We start from the raw sequence: 21,466 nt of genomic DNA on the forward strand, positions 1-21,466 counted from the left end.
GGTGTTTCGTTGCTTAGTTTTTTTGTACTGCTTTCAACAGTGCATCTTGGGTCATTTCCTGCTCATAGACAGTGCTGGCATAACGCTGATCTGAAAGCGCACGGAGCATCTTATCTTTTGCCAGCTTTTTCATAGCTGCTGCCGTTTCTTCATCCAGCTTTCCACGGCGGGTGCTTTGCAAAATGGTGTTCATACGGCGGGTATAAATCGCCTTAATGGGATGATCGTCTGAAAGCTCCCGCTGCTCCCGGCCTCTTAGATTGCCGATTTGCCGACACGTCCGTCCCCGCTGATCTCCCGGGGCCAGTCCGCCGCAGTATTTGGTATGCCGTGCGTCAATTGTGAGAAACCATCTGCCGCAGATGGGGCATTTCTTAGGTGCATGGCCCACACAAAGCCCCTCAAACAGATCGGAACGAAACATTCCCACAAAGGAGACATAGTGCATCCGCTTGACCAACTGTGGCTCCGTCTTTCCAGGCCGAATAGCGACTACATACTGCACCGAAGCATTGGTCAGGGTCATCCAAGCCGGGTTATCCAGCGACAGAGTTGGCTCGCCTTTGAAGAACTTCCCGAACATTGCCGCATAACCGTCCGAGGTGCGGTCATAGCCTGGTTCATTCAACCGTTCTGCAAATTTCGTCAAGGCTTCTTTGTATTGCCCCAGAGAATAGCTCAAATGCCCCAGCACTTGTGCTATTCGGACGAGCATTGTTGCCTTGCAATGCTGACCAGTCAAAGCACAGATCAGCTGCTCCTGCTGAGTGAGCTGCAGATAGGCTTTTGCATCCTCCATATATTCTTCGGAAAAGATGGCTGCAAGTTTTTGCTCAAAATAGCTTCGATTCAGGCGGGAGAACGGTGGTGTGGCCTGCAAAAAGGAGATGATCTCGCCAGCGGCCTGCTGCACCTGCGGCAGCAGCTCCATATCCACGGAACCGATGTTCATCCCCTGAAGCAGCTGGTTCAGCACATTGCAGGGCGTATCCAGCTTTTCAATGGTGGTGTCCGGAATGTTCAGCACCTCGCAGCCAATGGTTCCCGTGGGCATGGTGCTTCCCTCATAGGTCACGGTGTCCTGCCAGAAATCCAGCGATAAAACCGAATGGTTGATAATCTGATCCATCTTCTCCCTCCTGTCATGTTTTTCTATTTTCATAATAGCACACAACAAAGGCGTTGTCATGTTTTTTAAAAACGGCTTGTCATGCCATTAGCCTGTTTTTTTCGATTTTCCCCATAACCTATACAGAGGTGTGAGAAAACTGCCCCATCAAAAAGGAAATGGAGGGAATCTGTATGAATTTGTTTGAAGTGGTGAAAGCCAGTATCAACACACAGGAAGCAGCACAGACATATGGAATCGATGTCAACCACCATGGCATGGCACTGTGTCCGTTCCATAATGACCGTCATCCGAGCCTGTATGTATCGGATGACCACTATCACTGTTTTGCCTGTGGAGAACATGGGGATGTGATCGACCTGACCGCCAAACTGTTTGACCTTCAGCTGTATGATGCGGCCCGAAAACTGGCGTCGGACTTTCACCTTGCGCCGGACAAGCCCTTGCCGGAAGCCATTCGTCGGAAAAAGGAACACAAAACCAGAGCACAGCAGCTTCGTGAAAACGAGCAGCTGTGCTTTTCTGTTTTGAACGAGTATCGGCGGTTGCTCCTGGATTGGGAAAAACGGTATGCACCGCAAGCGCCGGAAGATGTGCCGGACGAGCGGTTTGTGGAAGCCTGCCACCGTCTGCCATGGGCAGAGTATCAGCTGGACATTCTGCTGCAAGGCGATTCCTATGAACGAGGCGAAACCGTGAGTGAACTAACAACAGACGGATACATCCGCAAATTACAGGCCCGCCTGAGAAAGGATCGATACCATGAACAACCCTGTTTGGATTGATGAGAAAGGGAAAATCATCGAGCCGGAATATTGCCGGGATTTCCTGTCCCGGCATCCCATGCGCTGCATCAACGACCGCTTTTATACGGTGGATGGACCGTTGCCGGATGAAAGTAAATTGAAGCGGACAATTTATGAGGAAATCTCGCCCTGGCTTCATGCCAAGGTTGCACAGACGGTGGAGCAGGTAATCAAAGCGTTGAAGCTGGCGGCATACACAGACCCGTTGCCCCTGCAATGTGACCGCATCCATGTAGCGAACGGCACTTATTTTCTGGACGGTGTTTTTTCAGGGGAAAAGGAATACTGCAATAACCGCCTATCGGTGTCTTATCGGGCAGATGCTCCTGCACCGGAACACTGGCTGCGCTTCCTTTCGGAACTGCTGCAGCCGGAGGATATTCCCGCCTTTCAGGAGTATCTGGGCTATTGTCTGATCCCCTCCACCAAGGGCCAGAAAATGCTCATGTTGATCGGCAAGGGAGGCGAGGGCAAAAGCCGCATCGGTGTGGTGATGAACGCCATTTTCGGGCTCAACATGAATACCACTTCCATCCAGAAGGTAGAAAACAATCGTTTCGCCAGAGCCGATTTAGAGGGCAAGCTGCTGATGGTGGACGATGATTTGGACATGAACGCCTTGACCAAAACCAACTATGTAAAATCCATCGTGACCGCAGAACTGCGGATGGATTTGGAGCGGAAGAAAGAGCAGAGCTATCAGGGTCTGCTTTATGTACGCTTCCTCTGCTTCGGCAACGGAGCATTGACTGCACTTCACGACCGCAGCGACGGTTTCTTTCGCCGCCAGATCATTCTGACCACCAAGGACAAACCAGCGGATCGGTTCGATGACCCGTTTCTTGCTGAGAAACTGATTGCCGAAAAAGAGGGAATCTTCCTCTGGATGCTGGAGGGATTGCGGCGGCTGATTGCTAACCACTACCACTTTACCATTAGCCAGAGAGCCAAGGACAATATCACTTCCGCTGTTCGGGATGCCAATAACATTCTGGACTTTCTCGATTCTGAGGGTTATGTGGCATTCAAGGCCGATTATGAAGCCAGCACCAAAAATCTGTATGCAGCCTATAAGCGGTGGTGTGAGGACAATGCAGAAAACCCACTGTCCCCAAAGAGCTTCGCAAACCAGCTCAGCCAGAACGCTGAACGCTACCATTTGGAGCCGGTCAGCAATCTGCACATCGGTGGCGGAAAGCGATGCCGGGGATATACGGGCATTTATGTTCTGCTCTCGCCTATGGAGTTGTAATGAAACTTCAAAACCTTCTGTTCGTGCGTTCATGCGTTCCGGATCGGACGCAGCCGTTGGAACAGAGGAACGCACGAACGCAAAAATCGAAGTTCATTTTTATATTTGATAGCCCGGCTGGGCGTTAAAATTGGTAATGCTCAATCAATGGTTGTGCAAACGGTGAAAAACACTACCATAAGCAGAACACAAATCATCATTCGGTGATTTGCGGAACAGTGACGCAAGTATGCGGAAAGGTGGCTATTTTTACGGTTTAACTTGCAAACCCACCTAACGGTAAAGTCGATGGGATGCTGTTGCGGACAGTTCTTCATGGACGCAATCCTGGGCGCTTTTTAAGAAGCACTCAAAATTTACTGTACCGTGTAGCGTGTATGCTCCACGACAAACTAACTTTACGAAAGAATGAGGCGTTTTCTATGAAATCCAATTTGAGAAATGAAATCAAGTCGTACATCGTGCGTTCCGGTTACACAATGCAGGAAGTCGTTGATCGGCTTTCTGAGGATTACGGCTGGAGTGACAGCGTTTCCAACCTGTCCAACAAGCTCCAGCGGGAGTCTCTGCGGTATGTGGAGGCGGTACAGCTTGCCGACGCCCTTGGCTATGATCTCGTATGGCAGAAGCGGAGGGACAAATGATGCCCGCCGTATCTCCCGTCTCCATCGAAAAATTCGCAGATTTGGAGATGGATGGCAGAGTGGATTTGCAAAATCTGCTCTGCCTGTGAGCGGCAGAAATGAAGCAATCAAGATTGCGGAGAGGCTGTCGGTCACACCGCCTTTTGAGGATTTGGGTACCACACACAAACCTCTAAAGGCGGCAAGGCATCCGCAGATGCCGCATTCCCCCTCGGAGAGCCCACGGCACTTTGCAGCCCTTCGGGATGAAAGTGTCATAGTGGGTTATTACACTTCCCGCAGGAAGTGCATCCCCGTCCCCCAGCCGTCTGCCGCACAACAGAAAGGAGCTGATTTTTATGGCCAGAAACGACGGAATCGACCGCACCTTTGCCCGTAACCAGGACTTGCCCACCCTTGATGATGTGGCGAAGGTGCAGGAGCATAACGAACGGGAAAAGGACAGCTACTCCAACCAGGATATTGATACCACCCAAACCTACCGGAATATCCACTTCAAGGCTCCCACCGACAGCTATGCCGCTATGTTCGATCAGATGATTGCCGATGGTGTCATCTCCACTCGTGGTCTGAAAGCCGATGCGGTGAAATACGGGGAACTGATTTTTGATGTGAACTCCGCTTACTTTCACAATCACGGCGGATATGAATATGCCAAGCAATTCTACACCGACGCATACAAAGCTGCCGTAGAGATCGTGGGCGGTGAGCAGTATATCCTCTCTGCCGTCATGCACGCCGATGAGCGCAACCGAGCCATGTCGGAAGCTCTGGGGCAGGATGTGTATCACTACCACCTTCATGTGGTCTATGTCCCGGTGGTGGAAAAACAGATTCTCTGGTCGAAGCGGTGCAAGGATAAGTCCCTTGTAGGTACAGTCAAGGAGACCATTATGCAGGTCAGCCGCAGTAAAAAGTGGGAATCCAAAGTTGCTCTGGATGAACAGGGCAATCCGCTTCTGACCTCCAAGGGCAAGAAAGTTCTGCGGACATCGTACAGTGTCCTGCAAGACGATTTCTTCAACTATATGAAAGCTGCCGGATATACCGATGTGGAGCGTGGAGAGCGTGGCAGCACTGAAGAACATCTGACTGTGACCCAGTTCAAGGTGGCACAGGAGCAGCAGCGGCTGGAAGATGTGACCGCCCAAATCGCTCAGACGGAGCAGGCGCTGGACACCGCACAGGCTGCTGTTGAGAAAAAGCAGAAAGAGCTGCAATCCCTGCAAAAGCAAACCAAAGAACAGCGCACTGCCGCCCTGACCGTACAGGAAATCCGCTCCATGGGGAAAAAGACGATCACCGGCAATATCACTTTGACCCCATCCGAGTGCAGTACGCTCAAGGATTATGCGGTCAATGGGATTCTTGCCAAGGCGGAAAACAGCCGTTTGGAGGAAAAACTGCAACAAGCGCAAAAGAGCGTCGCTGTCTGGAAACAGCGATATGAATCACTGAAAGAACAGGCACGGCCTTATCTGGAAGCTGTCAAGCTCGCACCCGAAAAGGTGCGGGCTTTTCTTGACGCCATTTTGACACGAACTCGGCAAACAAGGCAGCACGATCAGCCTTCCCGCCGCAAGTCGCAAGATATGGAACTTTAACAGAAAGGAATTTTTGCTTATGACCAATCTGACAACAAAACTCAATAAGCTGGTGCTCGATAATGCTCCTTCGGAAAAACTGATTAACGCTTGTGCCGAAATCGATATTGAATCCTGCTTTGACCCGATTTTTGAACCGCCGATTGATTTTCTGGAAGAATGCCGGAAACGCTGGGAAAACCGGATGAATCCGTTCACCGGTACGGTGGAACGAAAAATCGGAAATACCTGGTATCTGCTGGAGACTGTATGTGACGGAAATGAGCCGCTTACTCACAAGGTAAAACGGCTCATTTTCTCGGATAAGGAGGCGCTTTGTTCATGACACAGACTCAAATTCATGCTACAATATCACCATGCACACCGATTCTGTCAGCTGACCCAACCGTAAAGGAGGACGCTATGTTGGATCAGCAGAAAATCACCATCCTGTACTGTCGCCTCAGCAATGAGGATGCACTGGATGGAGAATCAAATTCGATACAGAATCAAAAAGAGTTTTTAACCCGGTACGCAGCCGAGCATGGCTACACCAACCTGAAAATTCTGGTGGATGACGGATATACGGGAACCAATTTTGACCGCCCCGGCGTACAAGAAGGCTTTGCACTGGTTAAGCAGGGGCTTGTCGGTTGCTGGCTGGTCAAAGATCTCAGCAGGTTTGGCCGAGATTACCTGACCGTTGGGCAGTACACAGACATCATTTTCCCCAGCTACGATGTGCGTTTTATCGCCGTCAACGATGGTGTGGACAGTGAACGAGGCGACAGCGACGGCTTTGCCGCTATTCGTAATTTGTTCAACGAATGGTATCCACGGGACACCAGCAAAAAAGTCCGGGTTGTATTCCGTCAGAAAGGCACCAGCGGAAAGCATCTGGGAAAACCGCCCTATGGTTATCGCACTGACCCTACCGATAAAGACCATTGGATCATTGACGAGGATGCCGCCCCAGTAGTCAAGCGCATCTTTGACTTGGCTATTGACGGCAAGGGGCCGGAACAGATTGCCCGTATACTGGAGAAGGATAAGGTGTTGACTACCAAGGCGCTGTATGCCAAACAGTCGGAAAATCATCCTGACCCGAAAAAGCGTAAGAAAATGCCGGAGCGCCCTTACCATTGGATTGGTCAATCGGTTGCGGGTATTCTGGAACGGATAGAGTACACCGGCTGTACCTGCAATTTCAAGACCTATTCCAAGTCCTACAAGCTGAAAAAACGGATTCCCAATGCAATTGAAGATATGTGTATCTTCCCCGATACGCAGGAAGCAATCGTTTCTCAGGCTCAGTGGGACAGAGTGCAGGAGCTGCGAAAAAACAAACGCCGTCCCACAAAAGCGGAACGGCAGGGATTGTTCTCCGGGCTTCTGTTTTGTCCTGATTGCGGGAATAAGTTGCACTTTGCTACCTGCAAGAGCTTTGACGGCAAGCAAGACCACTATGTATGCTCCAGCTACAAAAGCGGTCGAGGCACCTGCTCTGCCCACTATATCCGGGAAGATGTACTGCGGGAACTGGTGTTGGAGCGCATCCGTGCGGTCAATACCTATATCCGGCAGGACGTGGAGGGGTTTCAGGAAGAATGGCTGCAATGCCGCCGCTCCGATCAGGAACGCAACATCCGTGAAGATCGGAAGCGAGTGGAGCAGGCCAAGAAACGGCTGGCTGACCTGGATGTTCTTCTGTCCCGACTTTATGAGGACTTTGTCCTGGGTGATCTGAGCAAGGAGCGGTATAAGAAAATGACCGCCGATTACGAGGCAGAACAGGAACGGTTAAAACTCGAAATTGAAGTGACGGAAGAATGGCTGGAAACGCAGGAAACTATGAGTGCTGATGTAGACGCCTTTGTCGCCCTGACCCAGAAGTATGTGGATGTGCCGGAATTGACACCTACGATAGTCAATGAGTATATCAAGAAAATTGAGGTGTTTCCACCGGACAAATCCAGCGGCAAGCGGGTACAGAAGGTAAAAATCTATTTCAACTTCGTGGATGATGTAGAGATTCCTGTGATTTCCGAGCCTGTTGTTGCGAAATCTACCCCTGGACGCAGAAAAACGGCGTGACCATTGCGGTCACACCGTTCTCTGCCCCTCGCAAAGCTAAATAGTACCTTATCACTATTAAGCCTTCCGTTTCCAGTTTTTTTACTACTGCTGGGTTCGGGATAAAATTGATTCCCGCCTTCATGGCTTGCTCCTGTTGTAGCTCTAGTTTCGAAATATGATAGATCTTCCCGTCTTTCAAGAAATTTGTTCCAGTCCTATAGAAGTAAAAAGCTACTCTGGAATCTATACACTGTTTCCTCAGATGACATATCCAACGGTAATCACAAATGCGGCCATTTTTCCCTTGATCACCACCGCAAATTACCTCGTTTACTTTTCCCTCCACCAAATATGGAGCAATATGAGTTTCGCTTAGAATTGGTAATACAAGAATTTTACGGTGATGGATTGGATATTTTAAGAAGATCGGAATCTGCCTATCAATCTCTTCTTGATTTCGGCATATACATCCTATTGCTACATTGGGATAACCCTCTCCCCAATCGTTGGGCAAGACAGCGGGAAAGCGCTCAATCTTTTGTGTAAGGATTAAAAAGTTTAAATCCTGCCTTTCGCTTATCATCTTCCAAGCTTGTCCACGCCACAAATCTGCCTCTGGAAGAAAAAAGTCACCAGTGGAACAAGTAGAAACAATCACAGTCCCGTGTTCAATTTGATTAACACCTGAGGTGTCTTTCCTGACAGGAAGATCAAAATCTGAAGTTTTACAAAGGAGGTTTTTCTTTTTCTCCCATGGATTCCATATGATCATTGAACTGCCTCCCGAAACTAATAAATTTATTATACCCTATCACATAAAAAGAGGCCACAAAAGATTTCAACTTTTGTGGCCTCTAGAATGAAACAAATATGTATTTACCTTTTTATAATCTTTTGTACGGCAAGTGACTATTCATTGACAATAGCAACTTTAATGCCTTCCATGCTCAGGTTCATCTCCAGAGCTTCGGTAACCTTCTCTAACGGATATTTATGAGTGACCAATTTCTGAATCGGCAAGCCCATCTCATGAAGTGTATCCATCAGTGCGATAGTCTTCGGATAATCCTCAACTGCGTAGGCCCAAGATCCTACCAAGGTGATCTCCTTGTTGCAGAAATCAAAGTGGGGATTTACTGTGCACTCACCATTGTTAACAAAGAAACCAACTTCGCAGACACCACCGCCACGTTTGACCAACTTATAGATATTAGATGCTGCACTGGGTACGCCGGTGCACTGGAACGCAAAATGAGCATTTCCAGCTTCCTTTTCAATGACGGCTTTCATCTCGTCAAAACTTCCATAATTAGTAAAGTTATAGGTATACTTTGCACCAAACTCTTTGGCAACAGCTAATCTGGAATCACTACCATCGACTGCAATGATGTTGGTAATACCAAAAGCCTTCACAGTGGCCAACATGCTCAATCCGATAGGACCACAGCCTTGGATAAGTACAGTAGAGTTAAACCCTAAAAGACCGGTAGATTTTGCTCTTTCCAGTGCATGGACAGCAACAGCCAAGGGCTCGATGAGCATACGGGTATCCAAATCATATTTGCTGACGTTGAATACAGAGGATCCTTTCCGCAGCACCAAGTATTCACCAAAATAGCCGTTGAAATGAATATCATCATCCGGCATCAGGCCATAGCAACCAAGATTGTCACACAAATTGGGGCGGGATGGAAAATCGATGCAGGACGGGCAAGTGCCACAAGTAAACACAGAGGTGACAATTTTATCGCCAACTTTCAGGGGTTTACCAGTAGTATCCGTTTTAATATTTTTGCCCATTTTGATGATTTCGCCAGTACCCTCATGACCCAATACAATTGGAATATAACCAAAAGGATCATTCTTGTACTCATGAGCGTCAGTGCCACAGACACCTACACCTTCGATTTTAACAAGCATCTGATCGTCATTGATTTCGGGAATATCATATTCCTAAATCTCAAACTTTCTCTTTGCCACTAGCATTGCTACTTTTCCTTTAGCCATTACAATACCTCCTAAAATTAATAATTAAATGACCTCAATATTTTGTAATGCCATATATTGTCGATACTCTTCAGGAAAATCGTCATCGACGATAAAGGCATCAACTTCATGAATGGGCAACATACGAAAAAGGGATCGTTTATCAATCTTGCTGGAATCTGACACCACATAGCATTTTCCGGAAACTTCCCGCATTGCCACGTTGCTCTCCACTTCGGCCAACACGGGGTGCATTATGCCACCTGAAATACTAATCGCTGATGTTCCAAAAAAGCACTTGTCGATGGTGAAAGACCGGATAAACTCAGCTGAACCTGGACCTACAATCATTCCAGAGCGGGTACGTACCTTTCCACCTGGCAGGTAGACTTGGACATTGGGGAGCAAAGAGGCTTTCGCAGCAATATAAACATTTAGCGTGACGATACTCAGTGGCGTTTTGTCCCCAATATAATCTAAAATATACTCTGGCGTACTTCCTGAATTAAGGCCAATGGTATCACCGGGTTCAACAAGAGAAGCAGCTTTTTTCGCAATCACTTGTTTCGCTTCATAGTTTGTATTACGTTTTGCTGTCAGAGCCAGTTCTTTCACTCCGTTATGAATGTTGGGCGTTGTACCTGAATTATTGATACAAGCGCCGCCATATACTAACGTAATGTCCCACTTGCCAGCCAGCGCTTTAAGGTCCCTGCGAATTGTTTCTTCTCTCACCCCATATTTCTGACTAAGTTGGGAAACCTTCACAGAACCGACCCTAAAAAGTTGATCTAAAATTTCCTTTTGCCTATCTACACTGAGCATAATATTTTATCCTTTTCCCTTAATCATAATCAAAGCTTACACATGTTAACTTCAAAAGTTCACCATATGAGATGTACAATTAATAATATATCATGTTTACTTTTATGTGAATAGGGCAATTTTTAACGAAGATAGTCCAGATAGTATTGTGCAGTATTACCTAATCTGTGTAATTTAAAGTAGGCATGGGGATCACAAACGATAATTTCTTTCCCTCCCGCCTTCTTGATATCTGTTACAGCCATTGCACCTATGCTGGAAAGAAGTTTGTCATCACCTGTTCCTAAAATAAACTCAGAGCAAACCGGCATTCCCCACATGGTAACAGTGTTTACCCTTTTATCTCCTTCGACGAAGGGAAGGAATTCACAGCTATTATGGATTGGCTTCTCTTCCTGATTTTCCGTTAGCTCATTGAGCAGGTCTGACATTCCCAAAAATCGGGTATAAAAGCTGCCGCCATATAGATAAGCCTTAGAAGCTGTAATCTCTGTAGCGAGTTCCAAAATATTGATGATTTCAAGCTCATGTGAGATGCCTACTGCTTCACAGAGGGTAGTCAACAGGAAATGACTTTGACCTGTAAGGGTAATAACTCTACGGATACCTTTTTCCTCTAGTTGATCTATCAACTTCTGAAAATGGGCAATCCCTTTGTCCACAAGGCCCATAGCAAAATATTCAAACCCTCCGAAGTAGGGGCCAATATCTTCATGAACCTGTATATCTAAGCTATTCAAAAAGTCACCCAAATGAATGGCACTCGAAGAACAAAAAGCATAGGTGGCATCGTCGACAAACAAACAAATATTGCTGTCTTCCTCTACAGGAATCGCTTCTTTCCATAATTGACGTTCATGGGCATCTATGGGGAGAATATGATCTCCCTGAGAAGCGATTGTCTCCAATAATTTGTCGGCATCCTCACGATAAAATCCATGCTTCAAGAAAAGCTCCCGACCTAATATCTGCGAGAAAAGATATCCATTGGGACTCTCACCAAAGTTTTGCCAACGCTCTCCTAAACCGGAAAGGAGAGATGAAAATACGAGATCAGCTCCAAATTGGGATGGCTCTAATTCTCCCAGCCAAACGGCCCTGATAATTTGTGCTACTCTTGATGGATAATAGCACATATCCCTTGTAGCCAGATATTCCGGACAATAACAAACAGCCTGATCCATATGAACCGCCTGATGTTTGAGGATATCCGCAAATACTTTATTGTCAAGTGAGAATTTTCTCATAGTCCCAGCACCCCCTTGTTCACTATTCCATCTGGATCGAGTCCGTCTTTGAGCGCCTGCATCACCTGGATACCGCTCTTTCCATGTTCTTTTACCAAGAACTCTGCCTTGGCCGTACCTACTCCATGATGGTGAGACACATTGCCACCATATTTCAAGCTAGTCTCACAGGCAATTCTCAAGCACTGTAAATAGCGCTCCTCTCCAGCTTTATCATCTCCGCCTGTCTTAGAGTGAAAGATGACATAGACGCTGGCGCCATTGTGATAAACATGGGAAAAATGGCAGTCCACCACTTCGCAGAGAGGTTCTAAAGCCTTTTTCATCTCCCGCCATACGTTTTCAATGCAGTCCCAAGGAGCTGCCACCTCAATTGCGTCAGCAGTACCGCCTGGTATTGCATCGTAATCCAACATCTTCTTGGTGGAAAAGCGGGTGTCGAACCACTCTTTAGCGGCTAACTCCCCTTTAGGCCGCCCCAGTCCTGCTCGGCAGATCTCATCAGTAAGCCGGGCTTCGAGTTCAGTCATTTCCCGTTCTCCTTCAAAGACCAGAATTAAAAGAGCAAAACCTTTTTCGAAACGATATTGGGCAATTTTATGGCTTGCCTCCACTTCATCATAAAGACGTACCACTGCAGGCCGCAGGCCCCTCTGTATAAAGCGGCGGATGGCCTCTAAGCCATCAGGAGTGGAGGGGAAAGTATATGCCCGGAAAATCCGATGTTCTGCGACAGGATAGATCTTCATTTCCACCTCGGTAACAATACCGTATACTCCCTCACTGCCAAGAAAAATCTCATTGAGCTCAGGTCCGGTGGAACGTTTCGGAGCTTTATGGGTGGCTAGTATTTCTCCATTAGGAAGTACTACCCGCAAAGCAGTGACCATATCATCCATTTTGCCATATTTCGTTGAAAAGGTGCCAATGGCACGAGTCGCTACCATACCGCCTAAACAGGCGCTTTGAAAAGACTGCGGATATTGTCCACAAGTATAGCCATGTTCATTGAGCATATTTTCAAACTCTGCCCCTGACAAGCCGCAACCGCCGGTTGCCGTTGCATTTTTAACATTAATTGAAAAATGCTGAAGTCTCTTGGTATCAATCACAACTTCGCCATGATACGGGATGGTCCCGCCTACGATGCCGCTTCCTCCCCCATAAGGGATTACATGTATTTTATACTGCTGGGCAAGTTTCATGATGCCACTGATCTCTTCCTCATTTTCAGGGCGCAGTACACCACTGGTTTGATAAGGATATTTTCCTTGAAGCATCCACTTATATTCCCTGGGATAGCATCCGTGGGAATAGATGAGCTTCTCTTCAGGGGAGAGCAAAATTTCAGTACCAGGACACTGAACTCGTACCTCATCCCAAAAGCGCTGTAATGTCTCGTTCATCATCTTAGTTCCTTTCTATTGATCTGACCTTGAAATCGTTCTGGCCGCTATGATGTCGATACCTGTGCCCAAAATATCCTGGACAACAATCTGTCCCATAGTGACCGGAGCTTCTAGTTGCAATGTATAAAGGTAATGAAGGCAATCCTTTAACATTCCTTTTGGCACGGTATCACTGCTGATTACTGGCAACATATGGATATGGGAGCCTTTGATACTCACTGTAGTGGTAATCATCCGCCGGGGATTTGTGTATTCGTTTCTGGCATAATTTTCGCCTCGTACACATCTGTTTCCTGAAACGGTGATCTTTCCTTCCTCGTCAACCAAAGTGATATCACAGCTTTGAGGACAGACAATACAGGTATAATCTATTTGTTTCATTTGCCTTCCTCCTCAAGTACGTCCACAGTGACGCCCCCACTCATTCCTGCGCTAAGTTGAATCGGAATTGCCATCATTTCAGGCGGAGCGGCCACTTTATAGTGTTTCTGTGCAACTATTTTTTCCCCGCATTTGACAATAGCTTTTGCATTTGTCATTGGCTTTCTAACACGCAAATAGAGAGTACATGTATCGTCCTCTTCTGGTGATTTGTAAGATTGCGGCAACACGAAAGAGACATTCTCTCCTGCCTCAATGGCATAGCTAGACCCAACCGGTGCCCCTTTCTTTAGGTAGGCCGCCGCACTGGCAGCTGCTCTTTCTCCTGTTGCAGACACATAGTCTACTAAATCAAAAACAGCAGCTACATTTCCCGCGGCAAAGATTCCTGGAACTGATGTCATCATCCCATCATCTACCAAAGGCCCTCGGGTAATTGAGGACAGCATAATTCCAGCTCCCCTGCTCAGTTCATTTTCGGGAATTAATCCTACCGATAGAACCAGCAAATCGCAGGCAATTTGTCTCTCAGTTCTCTTTATCGGTTTTCTCTGAGCATCCACCTGTGCTACAGTAACTCCTGTAATCCTTTCCTTACCATGAATCGCTGTGACGGTTGTGGAAAGATGAAGAGGTATTCCATAGTCTTCCAAACACTGGACCACATTTCTTCTGAGGCCACCCGGAGATGGCATTACTTCATAAACACCTTCCACCTGGATGCCTTCTAAGGTCATACGACGGGCCATAATGAGCCCAATATCGCCGGAGCCCAGTATTACAGCTCGTTTTCCAGGCAAAAATCCCTCCACATTGATGTACTTTTGTACCGCTCCGGCGGTGAGTACTCCAGCAGGCCGACTTCCCATAATTCCTACTTGACTCCGAGTGCGTTCTCTACAACCCATCGCCAAGATGACTGCGCCTGCATCTACCTGAGTAAGCCCCTCTTTCTCACTTGTTACCAAAAGAGTCTTATCAGGGTGTAGTTCTAGCACCATCGCGCCCAACATCACCTGAATATCATTTTGATGTACCATATCTACAAAGCGCTGGGCATATTCACAACCTGAAAGTTGCTTTTTAAATCGAATGAGGCCGAAACCATCATGGATACATTGATTCAGGATACCTCCGAGATCAGCGTCACGTTCAATGAGCATCACCTTTTTGACTCCAAGTTCTTTTGCTCGAACTGCTGCGGCCAAGCCAGCAGGTCCTCCGCCGATGATTGCAATATCTACCTGTTCTTTTCTCATCGATCGATCACCTGCCTCGTCTTTTCCAAAAGTACTTGGGATCCCTCTCCCTTGAGGGTAACCTCTAGCGGGGAAACACCAAGCTCCCTAGAAAGGATTTCTAGTACTTTTGCTCCACAAAAGCCCCCTTGACAACGGCCCATGCCTGCTCGTGTCCGCCGTTTGACAGAATCTATGGTTGTCGCTGGAATTTTTCCATGGATGGCTTTGACAATTTCTCCCTCAGTTACACTTTCGCACCGGCAAATAATGTGGCCATATCGTGGATCTTCTTGGAGCATTGCCTCTCGTTCCGCTACGCTTGCTCTAGCAAAAGGAGTCTGCGCTTGACGCACCGGCTGAAAATTTGCTTTATTTTTAACATTTGGCATCCGCTGCAGCAACAACGTATCTACCAACTCTGCAATAGCCGGGGAACTTGCCAATCCAGGAGACTGAATACCTGCTACATGCATAAAATTATGAAGCTTTTTGGAATTCTCGATAATAAAATCCTCTTCGTAGGTAGCTGCTCGATTTCCTGCAAAATAGGTTATTACGCCGCTTCTATCCATTCCCTCTACCAGACGAAAAGCCTTGCCTAAAATGAAATCCATATCTTCCTGTTCAACGGAAAGGTCTTCCTTATCCCATACTTCCTTTGCAGAAGGTCCCCACAGCATTGTACCGTCTGGAGTCATCATAGGACCTCCGCCTTTGGTATAGTTGCTCGGAGCCAATCCAGCAAAGGTAGAAAGTTTTCCTTTGTATTCTTTGTCGAAAATAACAAGTCCCCCCCGGCGAGGATGAATGCTGTAAAAGCGATCCCCTGCCATTTCAGCAATTTCGTCTGCATAGAGACCCGCGGCATTAATGACAAAGTCACATTTTATTAAGCCTTGATTTGTCAGTACACCTGAAATCCGGCCATTGTCAATTTCCATATCTACAGCGCGGCAGGAGAGACGGAAGCGCACCCCATTGTCCACAGCGTTTTCTGCCAATGCCAGTGCAACCTCATATGGCTCCACATATCCGGCAGAAGGCGTCCATAACGCACAGGTAATGGCACTGGAAAGTGCCGGCTCAATTTCTCTTGCCCTCTCTCCAGAAATGATTTCAATACCGGGAACGCCATTCTTTTTTCCGTTTTCGTAGTATGCCTCAATGACTTTTCTATCTTCTTCATCAAAACCACAGACAAAAGATCCTGTCCGATTAAACTGAAATCCCAGATCTCTGGCCCAATCACTATACAAAGCATTTCCGCGAACGTTGAGCTTAGCCTTGAGTGTATCCGGTTTTGAATCATATCCAGAATGAATCATGCCATTATTGGCTTTTGTTGTACCACAAGCAATATCTTCCTTCGCTTCAATCAGCAGTATATCTAATTGATAGCGGCTCAACTGCCGGGCAATTCCGCATCCAGTGACACCACCGCCAATAATAACAACATCCGCCCGATCTACCTCACCTAATGCACGGTAAGGGGATATATCCTCTTTTTTCTTCTCCTTCACTTCCGGAGATTGCAGATCACACACCACATGGCGCACGCCTGGTAACTTGGCCGCCATGTGTCCTACATCCACAACCTCCTGCCAACTTCCAAGGCTTCCCGTGAGATGGGCGATACCATCCTCATCCAGGTCAATTTCTGCATGACCATGGATTCCCATCTGAGCAAGCCGATCATAAAAACTTTGCAAGTTTTAATCACTCCTCATTGCTTGATCCATTTGCGGCTTCTTTCCACCGCTTCTAGCCATTCACTATAACGTTTTGCTCTTGTTGTATCTTCCATATGGCTGGTAAAAGTAGCATCATATGTAACTGCACGGTCAAAATCTTCTTCACGCCATATGCCCGCGGCTAAACCTGCTAATTCTGCAGCTCCCAAGCTAGTAGCTTCCACCGAATTTGGACGCCGAATAGTCGCGTCAAGAATATCCGCCAATAGCTGAGCCAACAGGTTATTCTTAGAAGCCCCGCCATCAATACGAATGTCGGTTACGCCCTGTCCAGAATTCTCTTTAATGGATTCAATGATATCTTTAATAGAAAATGCAATGGATTCCAAAGTTGCCCGACATACATGCGCCTTTGTTGTACCACGATTGATACCGATCATCAGCCCCCTGGCAAAAGGATCCCAGTGGGGAGTTCCTAGTCCTGTTAAAGCAGGAACCAGATAAAGTCCGTTAGAATCCTCTACTGAACGCGCTAGCGTTTCACTGTCAGCAGATTTTTCAATGATTCCAAGACCATCCCGAAGCCACTGGACAGCAGATCCTGTAACTGCTGCATAGCCTTCCATGGCATAACTAATGTGTTCCCCAATTTTCCAACCGATCACGGTATTAATTCCACCCTCTGGAATAACCGCACATTGTTCGCCAATATTGACATCCAAGAAAGAACAGTACCATTTGTCAGTTTTGCCATGCCCGCTCCACGGCAACCCTGTGCATAAAGAGCTGCATGTTGGTCAGCAATAGCACTCATAATGGGGATTTCTGCCCCTAAAATCTCTGAAAGAGTGGTGCCAAAATTTCCCGAATCATCCATGATAGACGGGAAGCAAGCAACGGGAATTCCCAAACATTAGTGAAGAATAGACAGTAGCAATGGTCCAACCTGTCGCCATTTTGCATTTCATTCCCCAGGGACTATTGTTAAGTTCTTCGCAACGAGCACCGGTACGGCTGTCCTGCCAAACAATCGCATGATATAAGGGAATTCCTGTCTCCTTATCCCAAATCACCGCAGTGGCCCTCTGGTTAGTAATGCCAATACAGGCTATTTCATTAGGAGAAATTCCTGCCTAGAAATAGCATTACGACATTGCTGTACTGTCTTATCATAGATTTCCATGGCATCGTGCTCAACTTTGTCCTCGCTTGGAGTAAATTGAGTGAATTCTTCGTAACTCTGGGCAATAACAGAAAACTCTTGATTAAAGATAAGCGCCCGAGTTCCAGTGGTACCTTCATCGATAACCAATACATACTGTTTCATAGCAAACCTCCTTATTTCTATTAGAATATAAAATTGGTTTTATATTGTTTATTCAACTTTAATTATAAATATTTTGTTGTTTTATATTATATTTATGTGGTTTTATCTAATGATATCGGATAGTTGTGGCAATGTCAATTCCTGAGATATCCCCAAACTTTTGCCATGATATTTGTGCATGTCTACTTTATCATTAAATTTTGATGAAATAAAAAGGGAAATCCAATATAAGAACTTGCTCTTTTACGGTTTAGGGTACTGTAATAGGTTCGTTTATCCAGATAAAAACAATAAAAAGCCCGGCGGAAAATTTCCGCCGGGCTTTTTATTGTTTTTATCTATTCATGAATACTTTCATTGCTTCCATGGCATTTTCTTGCATATATTTAAGACCAAGATTGGAAATGATCTGGAAGCCGACCAAATCATCTGCATTTTTAATATAGTCAGCAATATGAGGAGACGGTGCTGTTGCCATATAAGTATAATAATTGATCTTTCTAATTCCGTTACTAATAGCCGATTGGAAGCCTTCGGGGCTAACGCCGGAGCCACCATGCATGACAAGACCAACATTCTCAGGAATAACCTCTTGGACCTTTGCAACAACATTGGTGTCCAGCTTCGGTTTTGTCCGATAAAAGCCATGAACCGTGCCAAAAGAAATCGCCAAAGCGTCACACTGTGTCTCCTCACAGAAGCGGGCAGCTTCAGAAGGATCAGTATATAGATCTTCCGGTTTGTAATCTACAACATTACCATCAGCATCTAAAGTACCAGCTTCTTTATTGGGCATCTTACCCAACTCTGCTTCGACTGTCATCCCCATCTTATGAGCAAAGGTGACAAATTCTTTTACATTGGCAATATTCTCCTCATAAGGCATTGCAGAGCAATCATACATTACTGAGGGGAACCCAACACGAACAGCTCTCCACAACATAGACGGTGAAACACCATGATCCAGATGACAGCAAACCGGCACCTTCGCTTTGCGAGCATAATCGAGCATTACAGGACCAATATCTTCAATTTTTGTAAACCACTCATGTCCTTCTGCATGATCCAAAATAACGGGACAATTCATTTCTTCCGCTGCCGCTATAACAGCACGAACGGCCTCAAATGTCGGTGTATTAAAAGCGCCAACGGCATAATTTCCCTTTTTGGCATCTTTAAAGAGCTCAGCCAAATTTACTAACATTTTTATCTCTCCTTGTCATAAGTATTCAGATCCAGTATCGTCCATTTGCATTTAATCCGATGAGAACGATTCCCAAGTTGAGAAATCCAATTAGTCTTTGTTTAAGAAAATCTTAATTGCTGCCATGCATTTCTCTTTCATAATTTCATAACCCATCTGGGCAATATTCTCAAAATAAATAGGATCTTTGCTGCCTTCAATCGTCTTTAGAATTTCAGGAGCAGGCGCTGTAGTCATTGCGGTGTAATAATTGATCTTTCTCACACCATGATTAATAGCATCTCTAACCTGTGCAGCATCAACACCAGAACCACCATGCATGACAAGGGAGGTATGGGGAGTTTTCTCTTTAATCGCTTTAAGTCTCTCGATATCCAGGTTGGGCTTTGCTACATACTTTCCGTGAACAGTTCCAAAGGAAACGGTCAGTGCATCAACACCAGTCCTTTCGCAGAATTCTCCCGCTTCATTAGGTCTAGTGAAGAACTCACTTAACGGGATGTCGTCTGTTCTCGCAGTATTCCAACCAATGGTCATACCTTTACCGGGCATATTGGCTGGCATTTCATTGATCATAGCTTCAACTGAAACACCGATGCTATGCGCAATCTTTACAAATTTCGAAGTCTTTTCAACGTTAGTTTCAAAATCATAAGCAGACATATCATACATAATCGAAGTAAAGCCAGCCCTAATGGCACGAAGTACAAAATCATCTGTCAGGCCGTGATCGATATGTACAGCTACAGGAACGGTCGCTTTTTTGGCATACTCAATCATCAATGGGCCAATAACGTCAATATCAACTACTCCCTGATCTCCCTCTGCATGGTTAATCATAACCGGAGAATTCATTTCTTGCGCGGCATCAATAACTGCTTTTAAGGTTTCCAGGGTCGGAGTATTGAAGCCACCGACAGCATAGTTGCCTTTTTCGGCGTCTTTCAATATGTCTGCAAAATTCACTAACATTTTCATTACTCCTTATCTTTAGATTTTTTGCCAGTCCTATCGGCACAAATCATTTCACATCGCCAACAAAGACTAAGTTCATTATACTTTTTTCACTTAATAAGTGCAATATTATTTTATAAAGTTTTGATATAATTTATATACAAACATCTTAATTCAAACTTTAGCAATTTAAACAAACATGTCTGTACTTATTTCATTATTTTCAAATAACTGCTGTACATTTTTTTATATTTTTCATAATATTGATCATAGATTTTTGACTTTTCAGGATTCGGCACATAAGTCTTACCTAAACGGATAAGATGGTCTACAGCTTCCTGCAAATCTTTATATTTTCCCAATGCCACACCGGTCAACATGATGCAGCCGATAGTTCCAGCCTCCGCATTTTTTAGCGCAGTAAAGGATTTTCCTGTCACATCCGCTTTGATCTGTAACCATACAGGACTTTTGGCTCCGCCGCCTCCTGCCCTAAATTCATCGATACGAATTCCTTCTCCCTCCAAAAGATCATAGAAGGTACGCATTTCGTAGGCCAGTCCTTCCATCAATCCTTTATAGATATCAATCGGCTTTGTTTCCAATGAGACATTGAGCATAGCAGCTCTTGCATGGGGATTGTGATCCGGCGTTCCTGTTCCCGCAAAATGCGGGGTAATAAGAAGTCCACTGGGAGCATCTTTTACCTGCTTGTCCAACTCGTAATAAATATCCTTTCCTTCCTTCTTTGCCAGTTCATATTCATACCGTGCAATCGTATCCCGGAACCATTGGAGTAGCACACCGCCAGTTGCCGTTTCTGTATAGGAATAATAGGCCCCCTTGACAGCATGAGGTACAGTGGGGATGGTGTTTTTTAGCAAAAATTCATCTGGCTGGAATTTCTCTACAAACATGGTGGAAACATGAATAGTTCCCGTAACATCACAACAAATTCCTGGACGGAGCACACCTGACCCTACAGCGCAACAAGCCTGATCATGACCACCTGTGCACACCCTAGTGTCCAGAGGGAGCCCCAACTCATTAGCAAGCTCTTCCTTCACCGGTCCGACAATTGTTCCAGAGGGCACTGGAGTGGAAAACTTTGCTGGATCAATTCCAGCAGCGTCGCAGATCTCTCTGGACCAAGTTAGCGTACGAATATCAAGTGCCATGGTACGCGCAGCCAAAGAATAACTGATCATCCGCCGGCCTGTTAGCTGATAAATGATAAAATCCTCAATGAGAGGTAATTTATCCGCACGATCATATATATCGGTATGTCGTTTGAGCCACATTAATTTGCATACAGAAAAAAAGGTTGCAGGTGCAACACCAGTAATCTCCATGATTCTAGCTTTTCCACCCATTTTTTCTGTGAGCTCTTTCATCTCTTCTTCCCCACGGCAATCGGTATAGATAATTCCGCGTCCGATGATATTATCATCGCGATCCATCGGAATCACCATTTCCCCTAGGGAATCTACACCAAAGGCTTCAATCTTCTGATCAGGGCATTGAGCAGCCGCGTTTTTTATCACCTGTTTGACTGCATTCCAAATGTCATTTCCATCTAACTCGTGATATCCACCTTCCCTTTTGGCTTCATAAGCGCAGTAATCGGTACCGCAGACTTTTCCACTATCATCCATAATCGTAAACTTGCAGCCGCTAGTGCCGATGTCAAGTCCTGCAATTGCCATTTTAT

19 protein-coding genes and 2 pseudogenes are annotated in these 21,466 nt (G+C 46.0%); 6 read left to right on the forward strand and 15 right to left on the reverse strand.

All coding sequences use genetic code 11. The features are described 5' to 3' along the window. Positions 1 to 13: 13 nt before the first annotated feature. Complete coding sequence (locus tag WGC32_RS03630) at positions 14 to 1,129, reverse strand: DUF6076 domain-containing protein (protein ID WP_087293556.1); 1,116 nt, start codon at positions 1,127 to 1,129, stop codon at positions 14 to 16. A 173-nt stretch (positions 1,130 to 1,302) separates the two neighbouring features. Between WGC32_RS03630 and WGC32_RS03635 the strand changes: the two genes are divergently transcribed. The 6 genes from WGC32_RS03635 to WGC32_RS03660 all read left to right on the forward strand — a co-directional run bounded on the left by WGC32_RS03635 (position 1,303) and on the right by WGC32_RS03660 (position 7,508). Then, positions 1,303 to 1,914, forward strand: coding sequence for a CHC2 zinc finger domain-containing protein (locus tag WGC32_RS03635; RefSeq protein WP_342680716.1), 612 nt, complete (start codon positions 1,303 to 1,305; stop codon positions 1,912 to 1,914). Then, positions 1,892 to 3,187: a DNA primase family protein gene (locus tag WGC32_RS03640; RefSeq protein ID WP_087293558.1), complete on the forward strand. Its 1,296-nt coding sequence runs from the start codon at positions 1,892 to 1,894 to the stop codon at positions 3,185 to 3,187. Before WGC32_RS03635 ends, WGC32_RS03640 begins: the two co-directional genes overlap by 23 nt. 422 nt (positions 3,188 to 3,609) lie before the next feature. Further along, positions 3,610 to 3,831, forward strand: coding sequence for an LLM class flavin-dependent oxidoreductase (locus WGC32_RS03645; protein WP_055080156.1), 222 nt, complete (start codon positions 3,610 to 3,612; stop codon positions 3,829 to 3,831). Positions 3,832 to 4,169: 338 nt separating this feature from the next. Continuing rightward, positions 4,170 to 5,435, forward strand: coding sequence for a plasmid recombination protein (locus WGC32_RS03650; protein WP_087293560.1), 1,266 nt, complete (start codon positions 4,170 to 4,172; stop codon positions 5,433 to 5,435). A 19-nt stretch (positions 5,436 to 5,454) separates the two neighbouring features. Beyond that, entirely contained in the window at positions 5,455 to 5,760 is a 306-nt protein-coding gene (locus WGC32_RS03655; protein ID WP_087293562.1) for a hypothetical protein, read from the forward strand. After that, positions 5,757 to 7,508, forward strand: coding sequence for a recombinase family protein (locus tag WGC32_RS03660; RefSeq protein ID WP_087293564.1), 1,752 nt, complete (start codon positions 5,757 to 5,759; stop codon positions 7,506 to 7,508). The genes WGC32_RS03655 and WGC32_RS03660 overlap by 4 nt, the downstream gene beginning before the upstream one ends. On the opposite strand, the gene WGC32_RS03665 is transcribed toward WGC32_RS03660, so the two are convergent. From WGC32_RS03665 to WGC32_RS03730, 14 genes and pseudogenes are all read right to left on the reverse strand, one after another. Continuing rightward, a complete protein-coding gene (locus tag WGC32_RS03665; protein ID WP_342680717.1) occupies positions 7,480 to 8,262 on the reverse strand; it encodes a DUF5131 family protein in 783 nt (260 codons plus the stop codon). The two genes, WGC32_RS03660 and WGC32_RS03665, sit on opposite strands and share 29 nt — an antisense overlap. Before the next feature lie 137 nt (positions 8,263 to 8,399). Continuing rightward, the gene (locus tag WGC32_RS03670) at positions 8,400 to 9,089 is read right to left on the reverse strand and encodes a zinc-dependent alcohol dehydrogenase (protein ID WP_342680718.1); all 690 of its coding nucleotides are present in this window, start codon (positions 9,087 to 9,089) and stop codon (positions 8,400 to 8,402) included. A 45-nt stretch (positions 9,090 to 9,134) separates the two neighbouring features. After that, a pseudogene (locus tag WGC32_RS15100) lies at positions 9,135 to 9,410 on the reverse strand (alcohol dehydrogenase catalytic domain-containing protein); the annotation flags it as partial. Between the two features lie 111 nt (positions 9,411 to 9,521). Next, on the reverse strand, positions 9,522 to 10,301 hold the full coding sequence (locus WGC32_RS03680; RefSeq protein ID WP_191483310.1) for a DeoR family transcriptional regulator: 780 nt from the start codon (positions 10,299 to 10,301) through the stop codon (positions 9,522 to 9,524). 122 nt (positions 10,302 to 10,423) lie between these two features. Continuing rightward, the gene (locus WGC32_RS03685; protein WP_191483309.1) at positions 10,424 to 11,548 is read right to left on the reverse strand and encodes a hypothetical protein; all 1,125 of its coding nucleotides are present in this window, start codon (positions 11,546 to 11,548) and stop codon (positions 10,424 to 10,426) included. Then, a complete protein-coding gene (locus WGC32_RS03690; protein WP_224771885.1) occupies positions 11,545 to 12,954 on the reverse strand; it encodes an FAD-binding oxidoreductase in 1,410 nt (469 codons plus the stop codon). The genes WGC32_RS03685 and WGC32_RS03690 overlap by 4 nt, the downstream gene beginning before the upstream one ends. Before the next feature lie 15 nt (positions 12,955 to 12,969). Beyond that, positions 12,970 to 13,338 carry a DUF1667 domain-containing protein gene (locus WGC32_RS03695; protein WP_191510214.1) on the reverse strand — a complete coding sequence of 123 codons (369 nt, stop codon included), beginning with the start codon at positions 13,336 to 13,338 and terminating at the stop codon, positions 12,970 to 12,972. Then, a complete protein-coding gene (locus WGC32_RS03700) occupies positions 13,335 to 14,597 on the reverse strand; it encodes an NAD(P)/FAD-dependent oxidoreductase (RefSeq protein WP_342680720.1) in 1,263 nt (420 codons plus the stop codon). Before WGC32_RS03700 ends, WGC32_RS03695 begins: the two co-directional genes overlap by 4 nt. Further along, a complete protein-coding gene (locus WGC32_RS03705; RefSeq protein ID WP_224771650.1) occupies positions 14,594 to 16,288 on the reverse strand; it encodes an FAD-dependent oxidoreductase in 1,695 nt (564 codons plus the stop codon). Before WGC32_RS03705 ends, WGC32_RS03700 begins: the two co-directional genes overlap by 4 nt. Before the next feature lie 14 nt (positions 16,289 to 16,302). Continuing rightward, the gene (locus WGC32_RS03710) at positions 16,303 to 16,992 is read right to left on the reverse strand and encodes an FGGY-family carbohydrate kinase (RefSeq protein ID WP_342680721.1); all 690 of its coding nucleotides are present in this window, start codon (positions 16,990 to 16,992) and stop codon (positions 16,303 to 16,305) included. A gap of 147 nt (positions 16,993 to 17,139) precedes the next feature. Beyond that, positions 17,140 to 17,597, reverse strand: a pseudogene (locus WGC32_RS03715) (FGGY family carbohydrate kinase). A gap of 334 nt (positions 17,598 to 17,931) precedes the next feature. After that, positions 17,932 to 18,801: a ketose-bisphosphate aldolase gene (locus WGC32_RS03720; RefSeq protein ID WP_191510219.1), complete on the reverse strand. Its 870-nt coding sequence runs from the start codon at positions 18,799 to 18,801 to the stop codon at positions 17,932 to 17,934. A gap of 90 nt (positions 18,802 to 18,891) precedes the next feature. Then, positions 18,892 to 19,773: a class II fructose-bisphosphate aldolase gene (locus tag WGC32_RS03725; RefSeq protein WP_342680722.1), complete on the reverse strand. Its 882-nt coding sequence runs from the start codon at positions 19,771 to 19,773 to the stop codon at positions 18,892 to 18,894. A gap of 191 nt (positions 19,774 to 19,964) precedes the next feature. Continuing rightward, positions 19,965 to 21,461 (reverse strand): FGGY-family carbohydrate kinase, encoded by a 1,497-nt coding sequence (locus WGC32_RS03730; RefSeq protein ID WP_342680723.1) that lies wholly within the window; start codon positions 21,459 to 21,461, stop codon positions 19,965 to 19,967. Between the last annotated feature and the right edge of the window lie 5 nt (positions 21,462 to 21,466).

This window comes from Zongyangia acetica, from assembly GCF_038739695.1.
Taxonomy (GTDB): domain Bacteria; phylum Bacillota; class Clostridia; order Oscillospirales; family Ruminococcaceae; genus Zongyangia; species Zongyangia gallinarum.